We start from the raw sequence: 19,921 nt of genomic DNA, 5'->3' as shown, positions 1-19,921 counted from the left end.
TCATTACGCAGATCGCTGGCTTCGATACGTTCCTTCGACGTCAACGGGTGCTTCGCCGGTAACGCGCACAACGCAGGCAGCCGATACAGCTCGGCGCTCGTCACGCCGAACGCATCCGGCGTCGTCGTTGCAAAGCCGACGTCGCAATAGGCGGCCGATACCCAGCGCTGGATCGTCCCTTCGCTGCGCATCTCCAGGGACACGATCACGCGCGGATGCGCGGTCAGAAACCGCTCGATCACCGCAGGCAGAAACGACAGCGCCAGCACAGGCGCGGCAACGATACGCAAACGCCCGCTGCCCAACTGGCGAATCTCGCGTGCCGAAATCTCCAGCTTTTCCAGCCCGACAAAGCTGCGCTCCACCTCGCGATAGAACGCACTGCCCGCGTCCGTTGCACGGATGCGCCCGCCGTTGCGCGCGAAAAGCGCGAGCCCCGTGGCCGTTTCCAGCTCGGCTATCAACCGGCTGATGCTGGGCTGCGACGTGCCGAGTTCTTCCGCTGCCGCCGTCATCGAACCGCGCAGCATCACCAGACGAAACGCCTCGATCTGCCTCTGATTCATCGCCTCTCCCGCCTGCCGAGTCCGAATACAGACGTCAGCTTGCCATATCAGAAATGAATAGAAGCCGTTTTTGTCGCTATTTGACCGGATAAGCCGCCCGAACCTAGACTGGTTTCAACCGGCAAAACCGTTCATGCGCATGCGTCCCGATTCCCTACTGTTCCATGAAGACTTTCGCTGCGACCCGTACTGGTGGGACGCGGCGCCGCCCGAAACGGCGCGCGCGCCGCTGCCCGGTGAAGTGGATGTTGCGATCATCGGCAGCGGCTATTGCGGGCTGTCGGCGGCGGCGCAAGCGTCGCTTCACGGCGCGCGCGTGGCCGTGCTCGATGCGCGCGAGATCGGCGGCGGCGGCAGCACCCGCAGCGGCGGGATGATATCGAGTGGGCAAAAGCTTGCGCTGACCAATGCGATTCGGGGCGTTTCCGCAGAGCGCCTCGTGCGGCTGATGCGCGAATCGATGGCGAGCTTCGAGTATCTGAAGCGCATCGTTGCCGACGAATCGATGGACGCCGATCTGCAGATCACCGGCCGCTTCTTCGGCGCCTACACGCCTTCGCACTTCGAGCAGTTGCGCGGCCAGGGGCAGTTGCTGCGCGACAAGACGGGCGTCACCGTGCATGTGATCGAACGTGACGCACAGCGCGCGATGATCGGTTCCGACTACTACTACGGCGGCATTCTCGTCGACGAATACGGCGGGCTGCATACGGCGAAATATCACCGCGCCCTTCGCGAACTGGCGAAACGGCGCGGCGCCACGCTGCACTCGCATGCGCAGGCGGAGCGGATCGAACGCATCGCGGGCGGCGCGCGCTTTCGCATCCACACGCCGCGCGGCTCGCTCGATGCAAAGCATGTACTGGTGGCCACCAATGGCTACACGGGCGCGCAACTGCCGTTCTTCGCGCGCCGCGTGCTGCCTGTGGCGAGTTACCAGATTGCGACGGAGCCGCTGCCAGAAGGTCTGATGCGCGCGCTCAACCCAGGCCGCCGCATGATCAGCGACTCGAAGCGCAACCTGTTCTACACGCGCCCGTCGCCCGACGGCACGCGGATGATTTTCGGCTCGCGCCCGGCGATTTGCGAACTCAGCGAGCGAGACGCAGCGCGTCTGCTGTACGGCAAGATGCTGCAACTCTGGCCCGCGCTGCGCGACGTGCGCATCACGCATGCATGGAAAGGCTTCGTCGCGATGACGCGCGACAAGCTCGCGCATATCGGCGAACACGAAGGGATTCACTACGCGCTCGGTTGCAACGGGAACGGCGTCGCGCTGATGAGCTATCTCGGCCACCGCGTGGCCCGTCACATGCTCGGTGTCGATCGCGATGCGGGCGCGTTCGGCGAAGGCGGGTTCCCGTTGAGCGGCGCGGGCATCGCAAGTCAGCTGGCCGTGCCGCTCGGTTCTGCGCTGTACCAGCTCGACGATTTGTGGCGTGGGCGCGTGCGCGCCGCGCTGTCCTGATCTTCATTGCATGACACGATACGAGGAGCCCCGATGATCCAGTTGCACAACGTATCGAAATGGTTTGGCGAGCATCGCGTGCTCGACGGCTGCTCCGCGTCGATCGAACGCGGCGAGGTGGTCGTGATCTGCGGGCCGTCGGGCTCGGGCAAGTCGACGCTGATCAAGTCGGTGAACGGGCTCGAACCTGTGCAGGATGGCCGCATCGTCGTCGATGGCGTGGACGTGACAGCGAAGACAGCGAACCTCGCGCGCTTGCGCGCGAAAGTCGGCATGGTGTTCCAGCATTTCGAACTGTTTGCGCATCTGAGCGTGCGCCGCAACCTGATGCTCGCGCAGATGAACGTGCTCGGCCGCAGCCGCGAAGAAGCCGCCGGGAAAGCGCGTACGTTGTTGCGCCGCGTCGGCCTGCGCGATCACGAGGACAAGTACCCGACCCAACTATCGGGCGGCCAGCAGCAGCGTGTCGCGATTGCGCGTGCGCTGTCGATGGACCCGGTTGCGATGCTGTTCGACGAACCGACATCCGCGCTCGACCCCGAAATGGTCAACGAAGTGCTCGATGTGATGAGCTCGCTCGCGCAGGAAGGCATGACCATGCTGTGCGTGACGCACGAAATGGGCTTCGCGAGGCGTGTCGCCGATCGCATCCTGTTCATGGATCGCGGCGCGATCGTCGAGGACGATACGAAAGAACAGTTCTTCGCGCGCCCACGCTCGGAACGCGCCCGCGAGTTTCTGTCGCGCATTCTGCATTGAGCGGTGTGCGCTTATCAGGCACCGCTGTACCGGTTCTGTTCACTGCCGTTCCTTTCGAAGGAGCTTCATGATGCGTTTCCTCAAGTTTGCACGCAGTTTCGCACTGGCCGCTTCGTTGTGCGTCGCGGCCGTATCGGCCGCCCATGCAGAGGATGTCGGCACGCTCACGCCGGGCAAGATTGTCGTGGGCGTCGACGCGAACAACAAACCGTATTCGTACATCGACAACGGCAAGATGACGGGCTTCGACGTCGAACTGATCCGCGCCATCGCCGCGAAGCTCGGGTTGTCGGCTGATTTCCGCGCGCAGGATTTTGCCGGCCTCTTGCCGAGCGTCGCCAACCAGCAGATCGATCTCGCAGCCGGCTCCATTTCGATTACGAAAGACCGGCTCAAGATGGTCGATTTTTCCGACGGCTATCTGACAGGCCTGCTGAGCGTCGCGACGCTGCCGGGCAGTCCCATTTCCGCCGACGTCGGCTCCGTCAACGGCAAGCGGATCGGCGTCGTGCAAGGCACGATCGAAGACACGTATTCCGCCAGCTACCTGCCCGGCGCGCAGATCGTGCGCTTTCCGAATCTGAACGCGGGCTTCCTCGCGCTGCGCAATAAATACATCGACGGTTACTTCGTCGACAAGACGCTGGTGGAAGGTCTGCAAGGCAAATACCCGCAGATGAACATCGCCGACAAGCTCGATATTTCCGCCGTCAATCTGCCTGCAGGTTTCCCGGTTCACAAGGGCAACGCGAAGCTCGAAGCCGCGTTGAACAAGACGATCGGTGAACTGGTCGCCGACGGCACGTGGATGAAGCTCTATCTGCAGTTCCATCCGGGTTATCCGCAACCGACCAGCCTGCCGCCGTATGCAATGAAATAGCCGGACAGCACCTGATCGATCTCGTCTCCTGGAGAGCGCACATGGACGCCTTTTTGCAGAACTTCCTCGATTGGCCGCTTTTGCTCGAATCGTTGCCTTCGCTGCTCGGCACGGGCCTCGCGAACACGCTGATCCTGTCGCTGTTCTCGACGGTGCTCGGCATCGTCGCGGGCATGGTGCTCGCATTGATGGCCGTATCGAACACTCGCTGGCTGACGTGGCCGGCGCAGATGTTTATCGACGTGTTTCGCGGCCTGCCTGCCGCGCTCGTGATACTCGTGGTCGGTCAGGGGCTCGCGCCCATCGGGCTGTCGGTCTTCGGGCCGAATCCGTATCCGCTCGCGATCGTCGCGCTCGCGCTGATCTCGTCGGCGTATATCGCGGAGATTTTCCGCTCGGGTATCCAGAGCGTCGGGCGCGGCCAGATGTATGCGTGTCAGGCGCTCGGCATGACTTACTGGAGCGGCATGCGCCATGTGATCGTGCCGCAAGGCGTGCGGCGCATCCTGCCCGCGCTCGCCAACCAGTTCATCTCCATCGTCAAGGATTCGAGTCTCGTCTATTTTCTGGGTCTTCTCACGTCGCAACGCGATCTCTTCACGATCGGGCAGAACACGGCTGTCAACACCGCGAATCTTTCGCCGCTCGTGGCGGCAGGCGTCGTGTATCTGCTGATTACCGTGCCGCTCACGCACGCGATCAATCATATCGACCGCTGGACGAACCGCTTTTCGAATCCCGGTCAGCGCGGCGGCAGAAAAAACGTGCGCAGTGTGCGCGCGGCGCGTCGTGCAGAAGCGCTGCAATCGGCGGCCGCGGCCGGCATCGCCGAACGCCATCATTGAATCCATCCAACCCGATATAAAACGAACATGGGACCCAAAGTCGATACTGTTGCCGCCGATACCCAGTTGCCCGAGCGCGTCGATGTGGTCGTGATCGGCGGCGGGATCATCGGCGTGTCGACTGCGTTGTATCTGAGCGAAAAAGGCTTGCAGGTCGCGCTGTGCGAAAAAGGACATATCGCCGGTGAGCAATCGAGCCGTAACTGGGGATGGGTGCGCGTCACGCGGCGCGATCCGCGCGAGCTGCTGCTGAGCATCGAAAGCCTGAAGCTGTGGCGCACGCTGGACCGCACGCTCGGCATCGAGACGGGCTTCAACCAATGCGGCATCCTGTATGTATCGAACGATGACGCTACGCTCGCGAAGCACCGCGACTGGCTCGCGCGCGCCCGCCAGATTGCCGGCGATGCGTTCGACACCCGCGAAATCGACACGAATGACATTGCGAAGCTGCTGCCCGGTTCGACGCAACGCTTCAAAGGCGGCATCTTCACACCAGGCGATGCACGCGCCGAACCGCAAAAGGCCGCGCCCGCCATGGCCAACGCGCTGCGCAAGCGCGGCGTGAAGATCCTCACGCCTTGCGCGGTGCGCGGCATCGAAACGGGTGGCGGACGCGTGAGCGCCGTCGTCACCGAACACGGCACGATCCGCTGCAATGCGGCGGTGGTCGCGGGCGGCGCATGGACGCGCTACTTCTGCGGCAACCTCGGCGTCGAACTGCCGCAACTGCTGACGCGCGCTTCCGTGCTGCGCACCGAGCCGCTCGAAGGCGGCCCGACGTGCAGCGCCAACAACGAAGAGTTCGCGTTCCGCAAGCGCGCCGACGGCGGCTATACCGTTGCTTATGGATTGCGCACGCACGCGGACCTCACGCCCGACGCGTTTCGCCTGTTCTTCAAGTACATCGAGGCGCTGAAGAGTCAGATGGGCGCACTGCAGATCCGCGTCGGCAAGCGCTTTCTCGACGAACTGAAGCGCCCGCGCCACTGGCCGCTCGACCAGCCGACCGTGTTCGAAGCCATCCGCACGCTCGATCCCGATCCTGTGGTGCCGTATGTCGATAACGGGTTGCGCGAATTCGTGAAGGCGTTTCCTCAACTCGCCAACGCGAAGATCGCGCAGCGCTGGGCCGGCTATATCGACGTGACGCCCGATGCGATTCCTGTTATCTCGGGCGCCGCGCGTGTGCCGGGCCTGTTCATCGGCACGGGCTTTTCGGGGCATGGTTTCGGCATCGGCCCGGCGGCAGGCAAGCTGATGGCCGATATCGTCAACAACGATGCGCCGCTCGTCGATCCGTACGCGTTTCGGCTGTCGCGTTTCAGCGATGGCTCGAAGATCACCATCGACGCCGGCTTCTGAGCGTCACATCGTCATCGGAAACAGCATATGGACAAGGTAGCGATGGTGTCGGGCGCGAATCGCGGCATCGGCCGCGAGATTGCGCTGGAGTTGCACAGCAGGGGGTATAGGCTGTCGCTCGGCATGCGCGATCCGTCATCGTTCGATAACGATCTCGACGCGTTTGTGTTCGCGTACGAAGCGCGCGACGACCATGCGGCGCGCGACTGGGTCGATGCGACCGTCGACCGTTTCGGACGTCTGGACGTGCTGGTGAGCAATGCGGGCATCTGCAAGATGATCACTTTCGAGAACGGCACCACCGAACTGCTCGACGAAACGCTCGACATCAATGTGAAAGCGCCGTTCAGGCTCGCGCAGGCCGCGTTGCCGCATCTCAGACGTGCTGGCAACGGGCGCTTCGTGCAACTCGCGTCGCTGTCAGGCAAGCGCGTGAAAAACCAGAACGTCGCCTACCCGATGTCGAAGTATGCAGTGCTCGCGTTGACGCACGCAATACGGCGCGCGGGCTGGGACGATGGCGTGCGCGCGACGGCCGTCTGTCCCGGCTTCGTCAATACCGACATGGCGGCCGGTCTCGCCGACCTGCCGCCCGATGCGATGACGCAGCCGGGCGACATCGCCGCCATCGTCGTCAACACACTCGAATTGCCGAACACCGCGAGCATCGCGGAATTGCTGATCAATTGCCGCCTCGAAGACATGCTTTGACGACAACGACCTGCACCACGCGGCGATCGTCCCGCGATCGGTTTTCGCCTCGCGCTTCGGCATGACGACACGGCGGGCGTCGCCGTCGGCCAAAGCCGGTGTTGAAGTTCGTAGATCCTGCTATTGGTGTCCGACCATGAATTTCATGTCATGCGCGGGCGAATGCACCCTTCTGTCCCGCTGATCCGCTCCGTGAAGGTGCCAATCAAGCGGACACATGTCCGTCGACCCGACATTCAAGTTTCACAGCAGTTGGCAGATGTGATTCGCTCGACCGACATTCGCATTTCCACCGCGACAAACGCCAACTGCACGCAATCGAACGCGTCCTTGCGACCGATTTCACCCGCTCGGCGACGACGCCAAAAAAGCCGCCGATCGGGAGCGGACCAATGATTATGAATGTCAGCAAGCGTCGGGAACTCATCGCGGCTGCGGGAGCGCTTCGGCAACCGTCCGTCTCGCGAGCCAGATACGGCGGCATGAACTGCTGGCGCCCTCTGCGCGCCTGGCACCCGCGGGCGTCCAGGACTGACTGCACAAACTGCTTCTTGCAAAGCTACGCGAAGCTAACCGCACAGACGGGTCGCCAGGCTCTGCCGCAACAGCTGCGACAACGCCGATCCCTGCAGCGCACAGACGCTCATGCGCGCAGCGCCTTCGCAAGATCCGCAAGCCGATATGGCTTGTGCACAAAGATAAAGTCGCTGAGGATCGCGTGTTCGTTGCGCAATGCGGCCTGTGGATAGCCCGACGTCAGCACGATCTTGATGCCGGGGTGCGCCTCGCGGACCTGGCAGGCGAGTTCGATTCCGCTCATGCGCGCGGCATGGTGATATCGGCGAATAGCACACCGATGTCCTGTCGCTCGTTGAGAATGTCGACAGCCTCCGATGCACTGCTGGCTGGCACGACTTCATAACCGATGCTGACAAACAGCTCGGTGGCAACCGCGAGCACGTCGGGCTCATCCTCGACGAGCAACACCGTCTCGATCTTCCTTTTTGGCGCTGGTGTCTGCACAGCATCAACCGGCTGAGCGGCCGGCAGATACAGGTCAACTGTCGTGCCGTTACCGACTTTGCTTGAGATAACGACATCGCCGCCGGACTGCGTGATAAAGCCGTACACCTGGCTAAGCCCAAGACCCGTGCCCTTGCCCGCCGGCTTCGTCGTGAAGAAGGGGTCGAGCGCCTGGGCCAGCACATCTTCCGGCATGCCCGAGCCAGTGTCTGCAACCGAAATGCGAACGTAATTGCCCGCCGGCAGCGCGGCCGTCACCGGAAGGCGGGATTCGACGAACTCGGTTTTTATGGTTATTACACCGCCTTCTGGCATGGCGTCGACGGCATTGACAACGAGGTTAAGCAGCGCTGCTTCAAAACGTGCCGCATCGACGAGCGCACAAGCCTCGCGCGCGTGCAACGCGAGTTCGAAATGTATCTGCTGATTGCCGGCACGTCTTAGCATCGGCTCGAAATCGCGGATCAGCGCATTGAGGTCACAGACCTGCGCCTGCAACGGCTGTTGGCGCGCGAACGACAACAGTTGCTGCGTGAGGGAAGCGCCGCGCTCAACTGCGCGCCGCATGCCTTCGATCATCTTCATGTCGAGCGGCGTTCTTGACTGCATCGCGAGGATCTGCAAGCCGTTGGACAGTACCGATAGCAGATTGTTGAAGTCATGGGCGACACCGCCTGTCAGTCTCCCGATCGCTTCCATCTTCTGGGCCTGGAACAGCGCGGCGTTCGCCTTTTCGAGGGCCGCCGCCGCCTCCCTGCGCTCGGTGATATCGCGGGTCACTTTCGCAAAGCCGACGAGCGTCCCCGTCTCGTCCCGGATCGCATCCACCACCACATGCGCCCAGAAACGGGTGCCGTCGCTGCGAACGCGCCATCCTTCACGCTCGGCGCGACCATCCTTTGCCGCAGTAGCGAGAATCTGTGCCGGCAAGCCCGCCGCCCTGTCCTCGTCAGTGTAGAAGCGCGAGAAATGCTGCCCAATAATTTCCGCCTGGCTGTATCCCTTTATCCGCTGCGCGCCCGGGTTCCAACTGGTCACGATTCCCGTCGGAGAGAGCATGAAGATCGCGTAGTCCGTCACGCCCTGCACGAGGATGCGGAACTGCTGTTCCGTGCCATATGTCGCTGATTGAGTGGTGCCTGGATCGCTCATGCGCGCTCGCTACAAGGGTTTACGTTTCAAATTTGTTTCATCTTAACCCTTGGCGCGCCGCCCCAACGGACAAGTGCTACGCGTAAGTGGACACAGGGCCTTGAGGGAGGCTGAGACAACATGACGAGCAGGCGCTGGAGGCATTGGCCCGTCTTCTGCGTAGCGTTCAATCGGCAATCAAAGTCGACCGCTCCGCGACGTGGCCTGGGTTGGCCGGCGTTTCTGGCCGTCTTTCCGCGGGCCGCCGTGCTTCACCTGACCGCTCGAATCAACCACCGCCGAATGGAGGTCACGGATTGACGAGGCTCAGCAGGGTCGAGGTCGAGCAACGAAGTGACCTGTACGCTTCGCGCCAGTCACCGATCAGTGCGAGAGCCGTACCGCGCCGGCTCTAACTGTCGCAGTGGCGGAACCGGCGCGGTGAGAAACCGCTGCGATTGCACCCGCGGATGACCGGCCGCCCACCGAAGCGCGGCCTCCTTCGAGCCCGACTCGATGTCACACCAGAATTCCTGATGCAGCGCACCGAGACGCCGGGCTGCCTCGTAACGATGAAAGTGCCCGGCGAGCCAAAACCTGCAGCCATCAAAGAAGACCTTCATTGCTGGCCGCGCCGCCCGCATTGACCCGCATTCTATGGCCGACAAAGCTTGCTTCAGCTGCGCGTCGTCAAGAGGTTCGCCAATGGCAAGTTCATCGGCGACCGAGAGCTGTGAGAACTTCAGGTAGTCCCTTTTTAGCACGCCGGCGGGAAGCAACCTGAGAGGCGGCGCGCTAGCAGGCAAATGAGGAACGCCTGGCATGGCGGTGTTCTTCGATGGATGGAAGTCGGTGCTGTCGACACGCAGAATGTACCGCCACGACTCGCGCATGCGGCCTGCAGCAGTTCATTCTTCAGCCATGAGGTGGCGGATAACCAGCGCCGGGTCGGCAATGTCCAGAATGAGACGCCGAAGAATTCGTCTGCGCATATGCTCCTCATCGAGCATCCAGGGCGCCCCCTTCTCGCTCAGGTAGCGGGCGAGCGCATCCTGCTGATTCGCATCGGCAGGCAAATCAAGCCGTACGGCAAGCAGCCCCGCGACGACGTCGTCGATCTCGATGTCGAGCGGTTTCGAGTCTATGTAGAGGTCGAGTTTCATCTCTGTCTTCGCCAAAAAGCGGCGCCGCGAGATGCAAACGCGAGATGCAAACCGTTGCGGCGCCGAAGGGAGTGCGCTGGTCGCGAGGGCTGGCCAGCGCTTGCAGAAGGCAAATCAGTACTCCAGTTCGGGGGAAGTGGCCTGCGCCGGCTTCTCGTCCTTCGGAGCTTCGGCGATCGTCGCGTCCGTGGTCAGGATCAGACCGGCGATGGATGCCGCGTTTTGCAGCGCGGTGCGCGTGACCTTGGTCGGGTCGACCACGCCTGCCGCGACGAGATCGACGTATTCGCCGGTGGCCGCGTTGTAGCCAAAGTTGCCCTTGCCTTCGAGCACCTTCGCAATGACCACCGAGGGCTCATCGCCGGCATTCGATGCAATGACCCGCAATGGCGCTTCCAGTGCGCGCAGCACGATCTGGATGCCCGCGTCCTGATCGCTGTTGTCGCCTTGCAGGCTGCTCACTGCTGCTCTCGCGCGCAGCAGTGCCACGCCACCACCCGGCACGATGCCTTCCTCGACGGCCGCGCGCGTGGCATGCAGCGCATCGTCGACTCGGTCCTTTTTCTCCTTCATCTCGACTTCTGTCGCCGCGCCGACCTTGATAACGGCCACCCCGCCCGCTAGCTTGGCCACGCGTTCCTGCAGCTTTTCGCGGTCATAGTCGCTCGTCGCCTCGTCGATCTGCACGCGGATGGACTTCACGCGTGCGTCGATGCGCTGTGCGTCGCCCGCGCCATCGATGATGATCGTGTCGTCCTTGCGTACTTCAACGCGCTTCGCGCGGCCGAGATCTTCCAGCGTAGCCTTCTCGAGCTGCTTGCCCGTTTCTTCTGAAACGACAGTGGCGCCAGTGAGGATGGCGATATCCTCCAGCATGGCCTTGCGCCTGTCGCCGAAGCCCGGGGCCTTGACAGCCGCCACCTTGAGGATGCCGCGCATCGCGTTCACCACGAGCGTGGCCAGCGCTTCGCCGTCGATATCTTCCGCAACGATCAGCAGGGGCTTGCCCGCCTTCGAAGTCGCTTCCAGCACGGGAAGCAGATCACGGATGTTCGAGATTTTCTTGTCGTGCAGCAGGATCAGGGCGTCGTCGAGATACGCGGCCTGCCGGTCGGGATCATTGATGAAATACGGGCTGATGTAGCCACGATCGAACTGCATGCCCTCGACCACGTCGAGCTCGTTTTCAAGCGACTTGCCGTCCTCGACCGTGATGACGCCTTCCTTGCCGACCTTTTCCATCGCGTCGGCGATGATCTTGCCAATCGCCTCATCCGAGTTCGCCGAGATGGAGCCAACCTGCGCAATTTCCCGGTTGGTCGAAATCGGCTTCGACAGCTTGCGCAGTTCGTCCAGTACGGCGCTTACCGCCTTGTCGATACCGCGCTTCAGATCCATCGGATTGAGCCCAGCGGCAACATGCTTCATCCCTTCCTGCACGATCGCCTGTGCGAGCACGGTGGCCGTCGTCGTACCGTCGCCCGCCACGTCTGCGGTCTTCGATGCGACCTGCTTGACGATCTGTGCACCCATGTTCTCGAAGCGGTCCTTCAGCTCGATCTCCTTCGCAACCGAGACACCATCCTTGGTGATGGTCGGCGCGCCGAAGCTGCGCTCCAGCAGGACATTGCGGCCCTTCGGCCCGAGGGTGACTTTCACAGCGTCTGCGAGGACATTCACGCCCTTGACGATACGGGTGCGGGCGCTGTCATGAAACCTGACGTCTTTTGCACTCATTTTCCTGCTCCAGATAAAAGTCAGTGACGCGTAGCGGACATCGGGTGCCTGCTACGGGACCAAGCTTCAGGCCGCCTTGCGGGCGACGGCATCGGCTTCGAGGACGCCCATGACGTCTTCCTCGCGCATCACGAGCAGTTCTTCGCCGTCGACCTTGACGGTCTGGCCTGCGTATTTGCCGAATAAAACCTGGTCCCCGACTTTCAGCTGTAGCGCGCGCAGCGTTCCGTCCTGCAACAGGCGGCCGCTGCCAACCGCAATGACTTCACCCTGTTCGGGTTTCTCGGCGGCTGAGTCCGGAATGACGATGCCCGAGGCTGTCGTGCGCTGCGTCTCGATTCGCTTGACGATAACCCGGTCGTAGAGGGGACGAATCTGCATTTCCATCTCCTGAGCGATAAAGGATCACCAATAAGGGAATCCGGCTGCGAGGCGTGGCGGCGCGCGCAGCGCCGCCCTGCAGCCGTGCCATAACTGGCGGAAAGCGAAATAGAGGCAGCCCCGTTAGTCTTCAAGAGGGCTAAAACCCCGCGCTTTGTAACAAAATGTTTCAGTACGGCAGGATGACGCGATTCACGGCGCCGAGACGGTAAACGGTGCGACCGTGTCCGTCCGCGCGGCGTGGCTGAGGCGGCACGGGACACGGCGGCTGGCGTCCTCCGTCAGCGGCGAGCGTATCGTCCGGTTCGTCAAGGGCGCTCCACAGCCCGCCCTTGATGGGCCTGAACAGCCAGCGAAGGTAGCCTTTGCGCGCAGCAAGCCGCATCAGTTCGACGCGGTCGGTGTCGTCGGCAACAAGCTGCGGGCCGCGCGCCAGATCTTCTCCATAGTCGCCGAACGCCTGACGGCAGGCCAGCGCTTCGCTTGCACTGGCACCGATCACGTTGCAGCCACGCCGCTCGACGCGCTCAACGTCCCATGCGCCGAATTGCCATGCGGCATCGAGCAGCATCGCATCCACCGTCTCGAAGCTGCGCCACGGCGTATCAAGCCGGAGTGCGGAGCCCGGAACCGGTCTTGGTCGGATGTCCACGCCGGGCAGAACGAGCGGTGTCGCGCGCCGGAAACCGTGCCAGTGAAGTATCGCAATGAGTGGCGTATTCACCTGAGCCGCCGCCGTGACTGTGACGGCAAAGAGCGGCAGGCGCACGCTCTCCATCTGATCATGAAGGGTATCGAAAAGGTCCATGAAGCCTCCTCGGAGTCATGTTGCAGAGCCTCTTGAATTTTCCGTTCGTTGAGCTATTTTATGCATCGCTCAGGCAGTTGCGATTAGCGCTGCGTGTTTCGATTTGTTTGCCGGTGGAGTATCTCCATCGACGGACGGGCGGGAGCGCGTGGTCCGGTTCGTTCGTCGTGAGAGGCCCCGGCTTCACGTGGCTTAACGTGGCTTAACGTGGCTTAAGGGACCGGTCATGAGCAATCTTCTCTTCAGCACCGCTCTGTGTAGCGACTTCGACCGTCGGCGCCGACGAAAGCTTGGTGTCCTTGCGCGCTATCCTGGGAGCTTGCGCGCGATGCGCAGCAAAACGTCCTCTGGCCCTGACGTCGGCAGCACCGACGACAGCGTCGGAAACTTCGTGTGTGCGCCGGGGCGGTCGACCGGCCCCGATGATCGCGTGTCGCGCAGACGTGCCTGTGCGGCCTCTCGCATGACAGCACCACATTGCATCGCGCCGCGTCCCTTGTAAGCGGTGCACCGTGTATGTTTTTCTGCACCGTGGCCGCGCAGGCCAGGTCATGTTTTACGGGAGACGGAAATGCTCAGCCCACACGAGTTTGCAACGCTGATGCTGGTCCGCCAGGCGCCGGACCAGCTCGATATGGATCGCGCCGAGCTCGACGCGCTGATCGAACGCCAACTGGTCATGCTGGAACATCGCGCTTCGGGCGCACGCCGCGCTCACCTGACCGGCAAGGGTAGAACTTTTCTCGAGGCGCTTCACCCGCGCGACATACCCCGAAGCCGGAAGACCGCCGATGGCGGCAGTGGAGAATCTCCTGAAACGCCGTTACGGTTCGATGGCCGCGCGAAGGATAGCGTGGGGCCGCGACTGGCAAGCTGAATGGCAGTGACGCAACGCCTAGCTTGACGTCCCGGCGCGACGCGAGATTGCTGGCCAACACCTGCCCCCGGATCGCGGCGACGACTTCTTGTAGGCACGTGTTCGCGCATTGCCGGTTTATGTGGACCTGCGGCGCCATCTGGAATGCCGTGCGCTGCAGGGCCGACGGTCAATCTCGCGTCGCCCCGCGCGTTTCCGGCACGGCGCGATCTCTTACCGGAGGTGTCGTATGCAAACGGAAAACGTAATGGAGTATCACGGTTGCGAGGTCCGGCCGGTGGTAACCCCAACCGCGACAGGACGTTATGCAGCAGTGGCCATTGTCACCGACCGAGTCGGCGACACTCGCACGCTCGGGGTAGATGGCGACTTCCCCAATGCGCAGGACGCACGCGATGAAGCCCTCGAACTCGCCGTTGCATGGATCCAGCAACGTTCAGTCATATCGGAACGGTATGTCCGGCGTATCGAGTGATGCCCGCAGCAGACAGCGAGCGAGAAACCCGATCGAGCAGCCCGTTCTCGCGCGGCGCGATTCGACGCCCGCCGAGCGGCTATGGGTTCTGGCGCAGGTGAACAGGAAGGAAAGAAAATGTCGGACACTTTAATCATCGACCCGTTGGAAGCCGAGCTTTTCGAGCGCATCAAACTCCTGCTGTTCAGCGTCAATCTGCCGGTGCAGCGTCTCGAAGCCGATATCGACGATATTGGGCGCTTCGCTGCGCCGGATGGACGTTCGCCGCAACTACGCCTCATTGAAGCGATGCCTCCCCTTACGCCCGCCGCCGAAGCAATCGTGCGAGCCATGATCCGTGCGTACGGCATTGAGCTGTTTACAACCGGCAGTGCGAACGCGGTTTTGCGCGCGATGATCAAGGCCGGTCCCACCCGGTTTGCACAGAATGCCTTGACGTTGGACCCCGACGCGCCGGGGCCACAGCGAGCCCGTCAGCTCGTCTCAGAGTTCAACCGCATATTTGAGTGCTATCCCGAACGGGGCTTCTCCCAGGCACGACAGATTCTTTCGGCACTCGGTCTACCCGTCGACCGAAACACGCCACGGTGTCGTCGCTCTAAACGCGATGGCAACCACCCGTCCGGACAGGTCAGTTCGGGGCTCTGAACGGGCCGCACGACAACAGCCCGCTATGCCGTTCATCCGTTTGAATCACGAGCCGGACCGCGTGGAAAGATGATCGGCTAATCGCATCAACATGGCATCGCATGCTTCGAGTTGCTCGACTGTGACGAATTCGTCCGGCTTGTGTCCCTGGTCCATGCTGCCTGGTCCGCAAACGACGGCGGGTATGCCAGCCTCACTGAAGAGTCCGCCCTCGGTGCCGAATGCCACCGTGCCGAACTCGCGGGAACCGCACAGCATTGCGAGTAGCTGCGCGGCGTCACTGCCGACCGACGTTGCGAGGCCAGGGTATGAGGAAATTGACTCGATGCGAATATCTGTGTCGGCGTTCACCGCGCGCATCTTCGGCAAGAGCCGGGTCCGCGCAAAGGTCTGCAGATCGTCGGCCACGTTCGTTGCGTCATAGCCGGGCAGCGCTCGCACCTCGAAATCGAATTCGCATTCGGCCGGCACGATGTTGAGCGCGCGGCCACCTTTGATAACGCCCGTCTGCACGGTCGAATACGGCGGATCGAAGCGATCGTCATGCAATTCGGGCAACGACAACTGCTCACCAATCGCCTCCAGACGATTGATCAAACGCGCCGCATACTGAATCGCATTGACGCCATAAGGCGCGTACGCCGAATGACATGGCGCGCCCTTCACCTGACACCGCATCGCCAGCTTGCCTTTGTGACCCAGCACGGGCTTCAGTTCGGTGGGCTCACCGATCAGGCACAGCGCAGGCCTGTGCGCGCGTTGCGCCAGTTCCGCAAGCATCGGCCGCACGCCCAGGCAACCCACTTCTTCGTCGTACGAAAACGCCAGGTGCACGGGCACCCGCAAATCACGCGCGACGAACGCAGGCACGCTCGCCAGAACCGAGGCGATAAAACCTTTCATGTCAGCCGTGCCACGCCCATACAGCCGCCCGTCTTTCTCGCTCAGGCGAAACGGCTCAACCGTCCATGGCTGGCCGTCGACAGGAACCACATCCGTGTGCCCCGACAGCACGATACCGCCGCTGATGTCGGGTCCGATCGTCGCGAACAGATTCGCTTTGGTGCGCGCGTCGTTGTAGAACAGTTCGCTATGAACGCCGCAATCGTCGAGATATTGCTGGATGAACCCGATCATCTCCAGATTGGAGTTGCGGCTCACAGTGGGAAAGCCGATCAGCCTTTCGAGCAGCGCGCGGCTCGATCTGTCATTCATCGCCCGGCACTCCATAGCTTGGCGCAGCCGTCGGGTTCAAGGCGCGCGTCACATAGTCCTGCATTTGCGGCTTGTACGCCTGCCACAAGCCGTCGAGCTTGCCGAGGGGATCGTCGTCGGCCCAATCGATGCGCAGATCGACGATCGGCCAGCTCAGATCGCCGACAATTTTCAACGCCGCCGAATGCACCGGGCCTGCTTCGCCACCCGCCGCTATCGCAGCATGCATGGCGGCCAGCAAACGGTCGGCGAGCATGCCTTTCGTGTTTTCGAACGCAGGCGTCATCGCTTCGATCACGTGTACGCCCGCCAGCATGTTGCCCGCCGCGACGCATTGCGTGCCCGCTATCGCATGATGCGTGCCCAGCGCTTCCTTGCCGCTGAAAAACGCCGTGCGCCCGTGCGCGTCGATCACGGTCACCTGCCGGTACTCGCTCCCGTCGTTCGCATCGAGCGCACGATCGAGCGCCGCAGCGGGTTCGAGCAGCGTGTGCTGCAACAGATCGAGAATCTGCGGACCGAGCGCCGGCAGCGTCACGTTCTGCGTCGCAACCGCGCCCACGCCCGCGCGCAGCCACGGGCAGCGAGCACCGACCGCAATGCTCGAAGAACTGATGGCGATGCCGAGTTGCCCCGTTTCCACACATCGTCCGACGATAGAAAATGTCATCTCTGCTCCTTAAGCCTGAGCCGGCGTCCAGCCATCCGGAATCACGGCGATCACGTCGATTTCCATCAGCCACGTCGGCTGTCCCAATGCCACCACCACGAGACCTGTCGAGATCGGGAACACACCCTTGAGCCACTTGCCGACTTCCTGATACACCGGCTCGCGATAGCGCACGTCAGTCAGGAAAGTGGTTGTCTTGACGATGTGCGACAGGTCACTGCCCGCTTCTTCGAGCAGCTGCTTGACGTTTTTCATCGCCTGTTCGGCCTGCGCGCGCGGATCGCCGAGCCCCACCAGCTTGCCGTCGAAATCGGTTCCCACCTGGCCGCGCACGTAGACCGTATTGCCGGCGCGCACGGCCTGACAGAGATCGTTGTCGAGCGTCTGGTTCGGATACGTGTCCTTCGTGTTGAACATGCGGATGCGAGTGTGCGTAGGTTGGCTCATCGGTGTGCCTTGAAACGGAAGAATGGTTGATTACGAGTGTCGGGGTTGGCTGCGCTTTAACTCAGGTTCAGTTCGCTGAGCTTGCTTGCGTCTATCGCGCTTTCGCCATGCGGTGCTTCTGCATGAGGGTACGGCGCGTCGTAATACGCGAGATAGTTGCGCTGCGTCGCGATGTGATCGGCAATATGTTTTGCGTCGTGCCACACGCCCCAGATGAACGCGGAGCCACGCCGCGACAGCCACGGCAGACCCAGAAAATAGACGCCTGGCTCTTTCGATACGCCGCGTTGATGCTTCGGCTTGCCCTTTTCGTCGAACGCGTCCACTTGCAGCCAGCCGAAATCGACCGCATAGCCGGTCGCCCAGATGATCGACGTGACGCCGGCGTCGACCAGATCGAGTGAGCGAACCGGATTCGTCACGCACTCGGGGTCGGCGGGAATCACGCGCGCTTGCGGTTCGTCGGGCAGATCGAGGCCATTGCGGGCCGCGTACGCATCGGCTGCATCGAGCAGCGAGAGATAATTCTCATCGCCACGCGCGATGTTGTTGGCCAGATCGCTATCGAACGTCACGACGTTGCCGTCGAACGATTTCGTCAAGCCGACCAACGTCACGCCCTGATGCGCGAGACGGCGAAAATCCACTGTGTGGCCGCCGCGCGCGCCGCTCACCGCGATCGTCACGTGCTCCTTGCCGGGGCGCATCACTTCGGCGTCCCATTCGCCCAGCACGCCGAGCCACCAGCAGAAGTCGCGGCCACGATACCCGCGCGGCGGGCGGTCATGCGGCCCCACCGACAGATACACCTGCCTGCCCGCGCGCTGCAGCTCATCCGCGATCTGCACCCCCGACGAACCCGCGCCCACCACCAGCACGCCGCCTTCGGGCAACTGCTGCGGGTTGCGATAGTCGGCGGAATGAATCTGCGTGAGATGTTCGGATGTCGGCGCAACGGCGGGAATCAGCGGACGCTGGAACGGTCCCGTTGCCACCACGACGCGGTTCGCCTCATAGGTGCCGTCCGACGTTTCGACCGTGAAGCCCTGACGCCCCGCGTTGCGCACCACTTTCTTGACTTCGACACCTGTGCGGATCGGCGCATCGACCTTCTGCGCGTAGGCGACGAAGTAATCCGCGACCTGGTCTTTCGATGCAAAGCCATCCGGATCGACGTCGGCGAACTCCATATTAGGGAAACGATCGTGCCACGCCGGACCGTTGGCGACCAGCGAATCCCAACGTCCCGTGCGCCAGCGCTCAGCGATGCGCGCGCGTTCCAGCACCACATGCGGCACGCCGATTTTGCCCAGATGTTCGCTCATCGCGATGCCGGCCTGACCGGCGCCGACCACGAGCGTGTCGATCGACATTGTTTTCGCTGCCATGCTGATTCCTTCTCAAGGGTCCTTCTCAAAGGCGATTTGATCCAGGCCGCCACGGCTTTGCGCTCCGCGCTCGCGAAGCGAGCCTGTCGACGGGCGTACTGCGCCGTCAATCTGCTGTCTCGAAGCCGAATCTACCCGTGCATTCCGAATCCGAAAAATATATTTAAAAAATGCACTGCATCTGGTTTACCTATGCAGCGGTTTTTGACTGCATCAAAATGGTGCTCAACGAACGCCCGCACATGGAGCAATACCGATGGAAAGTCATCCTCTGCGTTACTCGCTGCGTCAGTTGCGGTATTTCGTGGTGACGGCGGAAGCGCTGTCGTTCACGGCCGCCGCGAAGCGCCTGCATATCTCGCAGCCTTCCATTTCGACGGCGCTGGCGGAACTCGAATCGTCGTTCGGCGTGCAGTTGTTCATCCGCCATCACGCAAGTGGACTGTCGCTCACCCAGGCGGGGCGCGACCTGCTCGGACAGGCGCGCAATCTGCTGAAAATTGCCGAGGAATTGCAGACCTCGGCCAAGGAGATGGACGGCGGCATGACGGGCTCGATCGCACTCGGTTGCCTCGTTTCGCTGGCGCCGCCACTGATGCCGCGCCTCATTGCCCGCTTCGCCGCCGAGCACGCGGGCATCGCGTTCCGCACGGTCGAGGCGCATCAGGATGGTTTGCTAAGAGGTCTGCACGACGGCTCGCTCGATATAGTTTTGACCTATAGCCTCGATCTGACGGAAGACATCGCCTTCACGCCGCTGCTGTCGCTGCCGCCGTATGTGATCCTGCCCGCGTCTCACAGGCTGGCCCGCGCGCGCAAGGTATCGCTCACCGACCTGCTGCACGAGCCTTATGTGATGCTGGATCTGCCGCATAGCCGCGAGTATTTCGCCGCGCTGTTCGATGCCGTGGGCAGCCGGCCCGTGCCCGCATTCCGCTCGTCGCAGCCGGAAGTCGTGCGCGGCATGGTGGCGAACGGCCTCGGCTACAGCATCCTCAACTTTCCGCTCAAATCGAACCGCACGGTGGACGGCGGCGACTTCGTCGTGAAGCGCTTCAAGGACAACGTGAACGCAACGACGCTCGGCATTGCGCAATCGCGCACGATGCGGCCACGGCAAGTGGTGCAGCGCTTTGCGTCCTATTGCGAGACCTATATCCGAAGGCTGCATCTGGACGCATGACACCTGCCTGAAACGCTGCGGACGCAGGTCGGATCTACGTTCCGGCAGCATCGCCACTGCATAGGTAAAAGCTTTGCTTTGTATCCGAAAACAATATTTTGACTGGGAATTTGGCTTGATAGATTGATGACCGTGTCGAGCGCAACACCGCGTAATCCAGCGCGAACGTGCGCTCGCAAGC

The 19,921-nt window shown here is 62.3% G+C and carries 20 protein-coding genes and 1 pseudogene; 10 read left to right on the top strand and 11 right to left on the bottom strand.

The genetic code is table 11. The features are described 5' to 3' along the window. Window positions 1-566 (bottom strand): LysR substrate-binding domain-containing protein (locus H3V53_RS25505; protein WP_336600319.1); only part of this gene is annotated, 566 nt, incomplete at its 3' end. Window positions 567-705: 139 nt separating this feature from the next. On the opposite strand from H3V53_RS25505, the gene H3V53_RS25500 reads away from it, so the two are divergent. From H3V53_RS25500 to H3V53_RS25475, 6 genes are all read left to right on the top strand, one after another. Then, a complete protein-coding gene (locus H3V53_RS25500; RefSeq protein ID WP_336600318.1) occupies window positions 706-2,034 on the top strand; it encodes an NAD(P)/FAD-dependent oxidoreductase in 1,329 nt (442 codons plus the stop codon). Window positions 2,035-2,067: 33 nt separating this feature from the next. Continuing rightward, window positions 2,068-2,793 carry an amino acid ABC transporter ATP-binding protein gene (locus tag H3V53_RS25495; protein ID WP_336600317.1) on the top strand — a complete coding sequence of 242 codons (726 nt, stop codon included), beginning with the start codon at window positions 2,068-2,070 and terminating at the stop codon, window positions 2,791-2,793. A gap of 70 nt (window positions 2,794-2,863) precedes the next feature. Continuing rightward, window positions 2,864-3,673, top strand: coding sequence for an ABC transporter substrate-binding protein (locus H3V53_RS25490; protein WP_336600323.1), 810 nt, complete (start codon window positions 2,864-2,866; stop codon window positions 3,671-3,673). A 41-nt stretch (window positions 3,674-3,714) separates the two neighbouring features. Next, window positions 3,715-4,518, top strand: coding sequence for an ABC transporter permease subunit (locus H3V53_RS25485; RefSeq protein ID WP_054922216.1), 804 nt, complete (start codon window positions 3,715-3,717; stop codon window positions 4,516-4,518). A 27-nt stretch (window positions 4,519-4,545) separates the two neighbouring features. Continuing rightward, on the top strand, window positions 4,546-5,883 hold the full coding sequence (locus tag H3V53_RS25480; protein ID WP_336600316.1) for an NAD(P)/FAD-dependent oxidoreductase: 1,338 nt from the start codon (window positions 4,546-4,548) through the stop codon (window positions 5,881-5,883). Between the two features lie 27 nt (window positions 5,884-5,910). Continuing rightward, entirely contained in the window at window positions 5,911-6,594 is a 684-nt protein-coding gene (locus tag H3V53_RS25475) for an SDR family NAD(P)-dependent oxidoreductase (protein WP_336600315.1), read from the top strand. A 643-nt stretch (window positions 6,595-7,237) separates the two neighbouring features. Here H3V53_RS25475 and H3V53_RS25470 read toward each other — a convergent pair. The 6 genes and pseudogenes from H3V53_RS25470 to H3V53_RS25445 form a co-directional block, all read right to left on the bottom strand. Further along, window positions 7,238-8,769: pseudogene (locus tag H3V53_RS25470) on the bottom strand (ATP-binding protein). Between the two features lie 356 nt (window positions 8,770-9,125). Beyond that, window positions 9,126-9,641: a hypothetical protein gene (locus H3V53_RS25465; protein WP_336600314.1), complete on the bottom strand. Its 516-nt coding sequence runs from the start codon at window positions 9,639-9,641 to the stop codon at window positions 9,126-9,128. A 15-nt stretch (window positions 9,642-9,656) separates the two neighbouring features. Then, on the bottom strand, window positions 9,657-9,911 hold the full coding sequence (locus H3V53_RS25460) for a hypothetical protein (protein WP_336600313.1): 255 nt from the start codon (window positions 9,909-9,911) through the stop codon (window positions 9,657-9,659). Window positions 9,912-10,025: 114 nt separating this feature from the next. Beyond that, window positions 10,026-11,648, bottom strand: a complete 1,623-nt coding sequence (groL, locus tag H3V53_RS25455; protein WP_336600312.1) for a chaperonin GroEL — start codon at window positions 11,646-11,648, stop codon at window positions 10,026-10,028. 66 nt (window positions 11,649-11,714) lie between these two features. After that, window positions 11,715-12,029, bottom strand: a complete 315-nt coding sequence (locus tag H3V53_RS25450; RefSeq protein WP_336600311.1) for a co-chaperone GroES — start codon at window positions 12,027-12,029, stop codon at window positions 11,715-11,717. 169 nt (window positions 12,030-12,198) lie between these two features. Beyond that, window positions 12,199-12,837, bottom strand: a complete 639-nt coding sequence (locus H3V53_RS25445; protein ID WP_336600310.1) for a diguanylate cyclase — start codon at window positions 12,835-12,837, stop codon at window positions 12,199-12,201. 571 nt (window positions 12,838-13,408) lie between these two features. Between H3V53_RS25445 and H3V53_RS25440 the strand changes: the two genes are divergently transcribed. From H3V53_RS25440 to H3V53_RS25430, 3 genes are all read left to right on the top strand, one after another. Continuing rightward, a complete protein-coding gene (locus H3V53_RS25440) occupies window positions 13,409-13,714 on the top strand; it encodes a hypothetical protein (protein WP_336600309.1) in 306 nt (101 codons plus the stop codon). Window positions 13,715-13,943: 229 nt separating this feature from the next. After that, complete coding sequence (locus H3V53_RS25435; protein ID WP_336600308.1) at window positions 13,944-14,189, top strand: hypothetical protein; 246 nt, start codon at window positions 13,944-13,946, stop codon at window positions 14,187-14,189. A gap of 117 nt (window positions 14,190-14,306) precedes the next feature. Beyond that, complete coding sequence (locus H3V53_RS25430; RefSeq protein WP_336600307.1) at window positions 14,307-14,837, top strand: hypothetical protein; 531 nt, start codon at window positions 14,307-14,309, stop codon at window positions 14,835-14,837. 45 nt (window positions 14,838-14,882) lie between these two features. Here the strand turns inward: H3V53_RS25430 and argE are convergent, their stop codons facing one another. The 4 genes from argE to H3V53_RS25410 are packed head-to-tail and all read right to left on the bottom strand — an operon-like array spanning window position 14,883 to window position 18,557. Beyond that, window positions 14,883-16,052 carry an acetylornithine deacetylase gene (gene argE, locus H3V53_RS25425; RefSeq protein WP_336600306.1) on the bottom strand — a complete coding sequence of 390 codons (1,170 nt, stop codon included), beginning with the start codon at window positions 16,050-16,052 and terminating at the stop codon, window positions 14,883-14,885. After that, window positions 16,045-16,722, bottom strand: coding sequence for a DUF1028 domain-containing protein (locus H3V53_RS25420; RefSeq protein WP_336600305.1), 678 nt, complete (start codon window positions 16,720-16,722; stop codon window positions 16,045-16,047). The genes argE and H3V53_RS25420 overlap by 8 nt, the downstream gene beginning before the upstream one ends. A 9-nt stretch (window positions 16,723-16,731) precedes the next feature. Beyond that, window positions 16,732-17,169: a Rid family hydrolase gene (locus tag H3V53_RS25415; protein WP_054922243.1), complete on the bottom strand. Its 438-nt coding sequence runs from the start codon at window positions 17,167-17,169 to the stop codon at window positions 16,732-16,734. A gap of 56 nt (window positions 17,170-17,225) precedes the next feature. Beyond that, entirely contained in the window at window positions 17,226-18,557 is a 1,332-nt protein-coding gene (locus tag H3V53_RS25410; RefSeq protein ID WP_336600304.1) for a flavin-containing monooxygenase, read from the bottom strand. Between the two features lie 256 nt (window positions 18,558-18,813). Here H3V53_RS25410 and H3V53_RS25405 point away from each other — a divergent pair, with 256 nt between their 5' ends. Further along, the gene (locus H3V53_RS25405; RefSeq protein ID WP_336600303.1) at window positions 18,814-19,740 is read left to right on the top strand and encodes a LysR family transcriptional regulator; all 927 of its coding nucleotides are present in this window, start codon (window positions 18,814-18,816) and stop codon (window positions 19,738-19,740) included. Window positions 19,741-19,921: the final 181 nt, after the last annotated feature.

Origin of the sequence: Paraburkholderia bengalensis, assembly GCF_037126505.1 — a bacterium.
GTDB lineage: Bacteria > Pseudomonadota > Gammaproteobacteria > Burkholderiales > Burkholderiaceae > Paraburkholderia > Paraburkholderia bengalensis.
The sequence above is the reverse complement of the archived record's forward strand: the minus strand, read 5'-3'. Positions and strand labels throughout refer to the sequence as shown.

What these genes read in the sequence shown, in the direction of transcription:
- H3V53_RS25415 (WP_054922243.1), bottom strand. Translation starts at nt 17,169, where the DNA reads ATGAGCCAACCTACGCACACTCGCATCCGCATGTTCAACACGAAGGAC.
- H3V53_RS25500 (WP_336600318.1), top strand. Translation starts at nt 706, where the DNA reads ATGCGTCCCGATTCCCTACTGTTCCATGAAGACTTTCGCTGCGACCCG.
- H3V53_RS25430 (WP_336600307.1), top strand. Translation starts at nt 14,307, where the DNA reads ATGTCGGACACTTTAATCATCGACCCGTTGGAAGCCGAGCTTTTCGAG.
- H3V53_RS25450 (WP_336600311.1), bottom strand. Translation starts at nt 12,029, where the DNA reads ATGCAGATTCGTCCCCTCTACGACCGGGTTATCGTCAAGCGAATCGAG.
- H3V53_RS25495 (WP_336600317.1), top strand. Translation starts at nt 2,068, where the DNA reads ATGATCCAGTTGCACAACGTATCGAAATGGTTTGGCGAGCATCGCGTG.
- H3V53_RS25445 (WP_336600310.1), bottom strand. Translation starts at nt 12,837, where the DNA reads ATGGACCTTTTCGATACCCTTCATGATCAGATGGAGAGCGTGCGCCTG.
- H3V53_RS25460 (WP_336600313.1), bottom strand. Translation starts at nt 9,911, where the DNA reads ATGAAACTCGACCTCTACATAGACTCGAAACCGCTCGACATCGAGATC.
- H3V53_RS25490 (WP_336600323.1), top strand. Translation starts at nt 2,864, where the DNA reads ATGCGTTTCCTCAAGTTTGCACGCAGTTTCGCACTGGCCGCTTCGTTG.
- H3V53_RS25485 (WP_054922216.1), top strand. Translation starts at nt 3,715, where the DNA reads ATGGACGCCTTTTTGCAGAACTTCCTCGATTGGCCGCTTTTGCTCGAA.
- H3V53_RS25475 (WP_336600315.1), top strand. Translation starts at nt 5,911, where the DNA reads ATGGACAAGGTAGCGATGGTGTCGGGCGCGAATCGCGGCATCGGCCGC.
- H3V53_RS25410 (WP_336600304.1), bottom strand. Translation starts at nt 18,557, where the DNA reads ATGGCAGCGAAAACAATGTCGATCGACACGCTCGTGGTCGGCGCCGGT.
- H3V53_RS25420 (WP_336600305.1), bottom strand. Translation starts at nt 16,722, where the DNA reads ATGACATTTTCTATCGTCGGACGATGTGTGGAAACGGGGCAACTCGGC.
- H3V53_RS25435 (WP_336600308.1), top strand. Translation starts at nt 13,944, where the DNA reads ATGCAAACGGAAAACGTAATGGAGTATCACGGTTGCGAGGTCCGGCCG.
- argE (WP_336600306.1), bottom strand. Translation starts at nt 16,052, where the DNA reads ATGAATGACAGATCGAGCCGCGCGCTGCTCGAAAGGCTGATCGGCTTT.
- H3V53_RS25440 (WP_336600309.1), top strand. Translation starts at nt 13,409, where the DNA reads ATGCTCAGCCCACACGAGTTTGCAACGCTGATGCTGGTCCGCCAGGCG.
- groL (WP_336600312.1), bottom strand. Translation starts at nt 11,648, where the DNA reads ATGAGTGCAAAAGACGTCAGGTTTCATGACAGCGCCCGCACCCGTATC.
- H3V53_RS25405 (WP_336600303.1), top strand. Translation starts at nt 18,814, where the DNA reads ATGGAAAGTCATCCTCTGCGTTACTCGCTGCGTCAGTTGCGGTATTTC.
- H3V53_RS25465 (WP_336600314.1), bottom strand. Translation starts at nt 9,641, where the DNA reads ATGCGCGAGTCGTGGCGGTACATTCTGCGTGTCGACAGCACCGACTTC.
- H3V53_RS25480 (WP_336600316.1), top strand. Translation starts at nt 4,546, where the DNA reads ATGGGACCCAAAGTCGATACTGTTGCCGCCGATACCCAGTTGCCCGAG.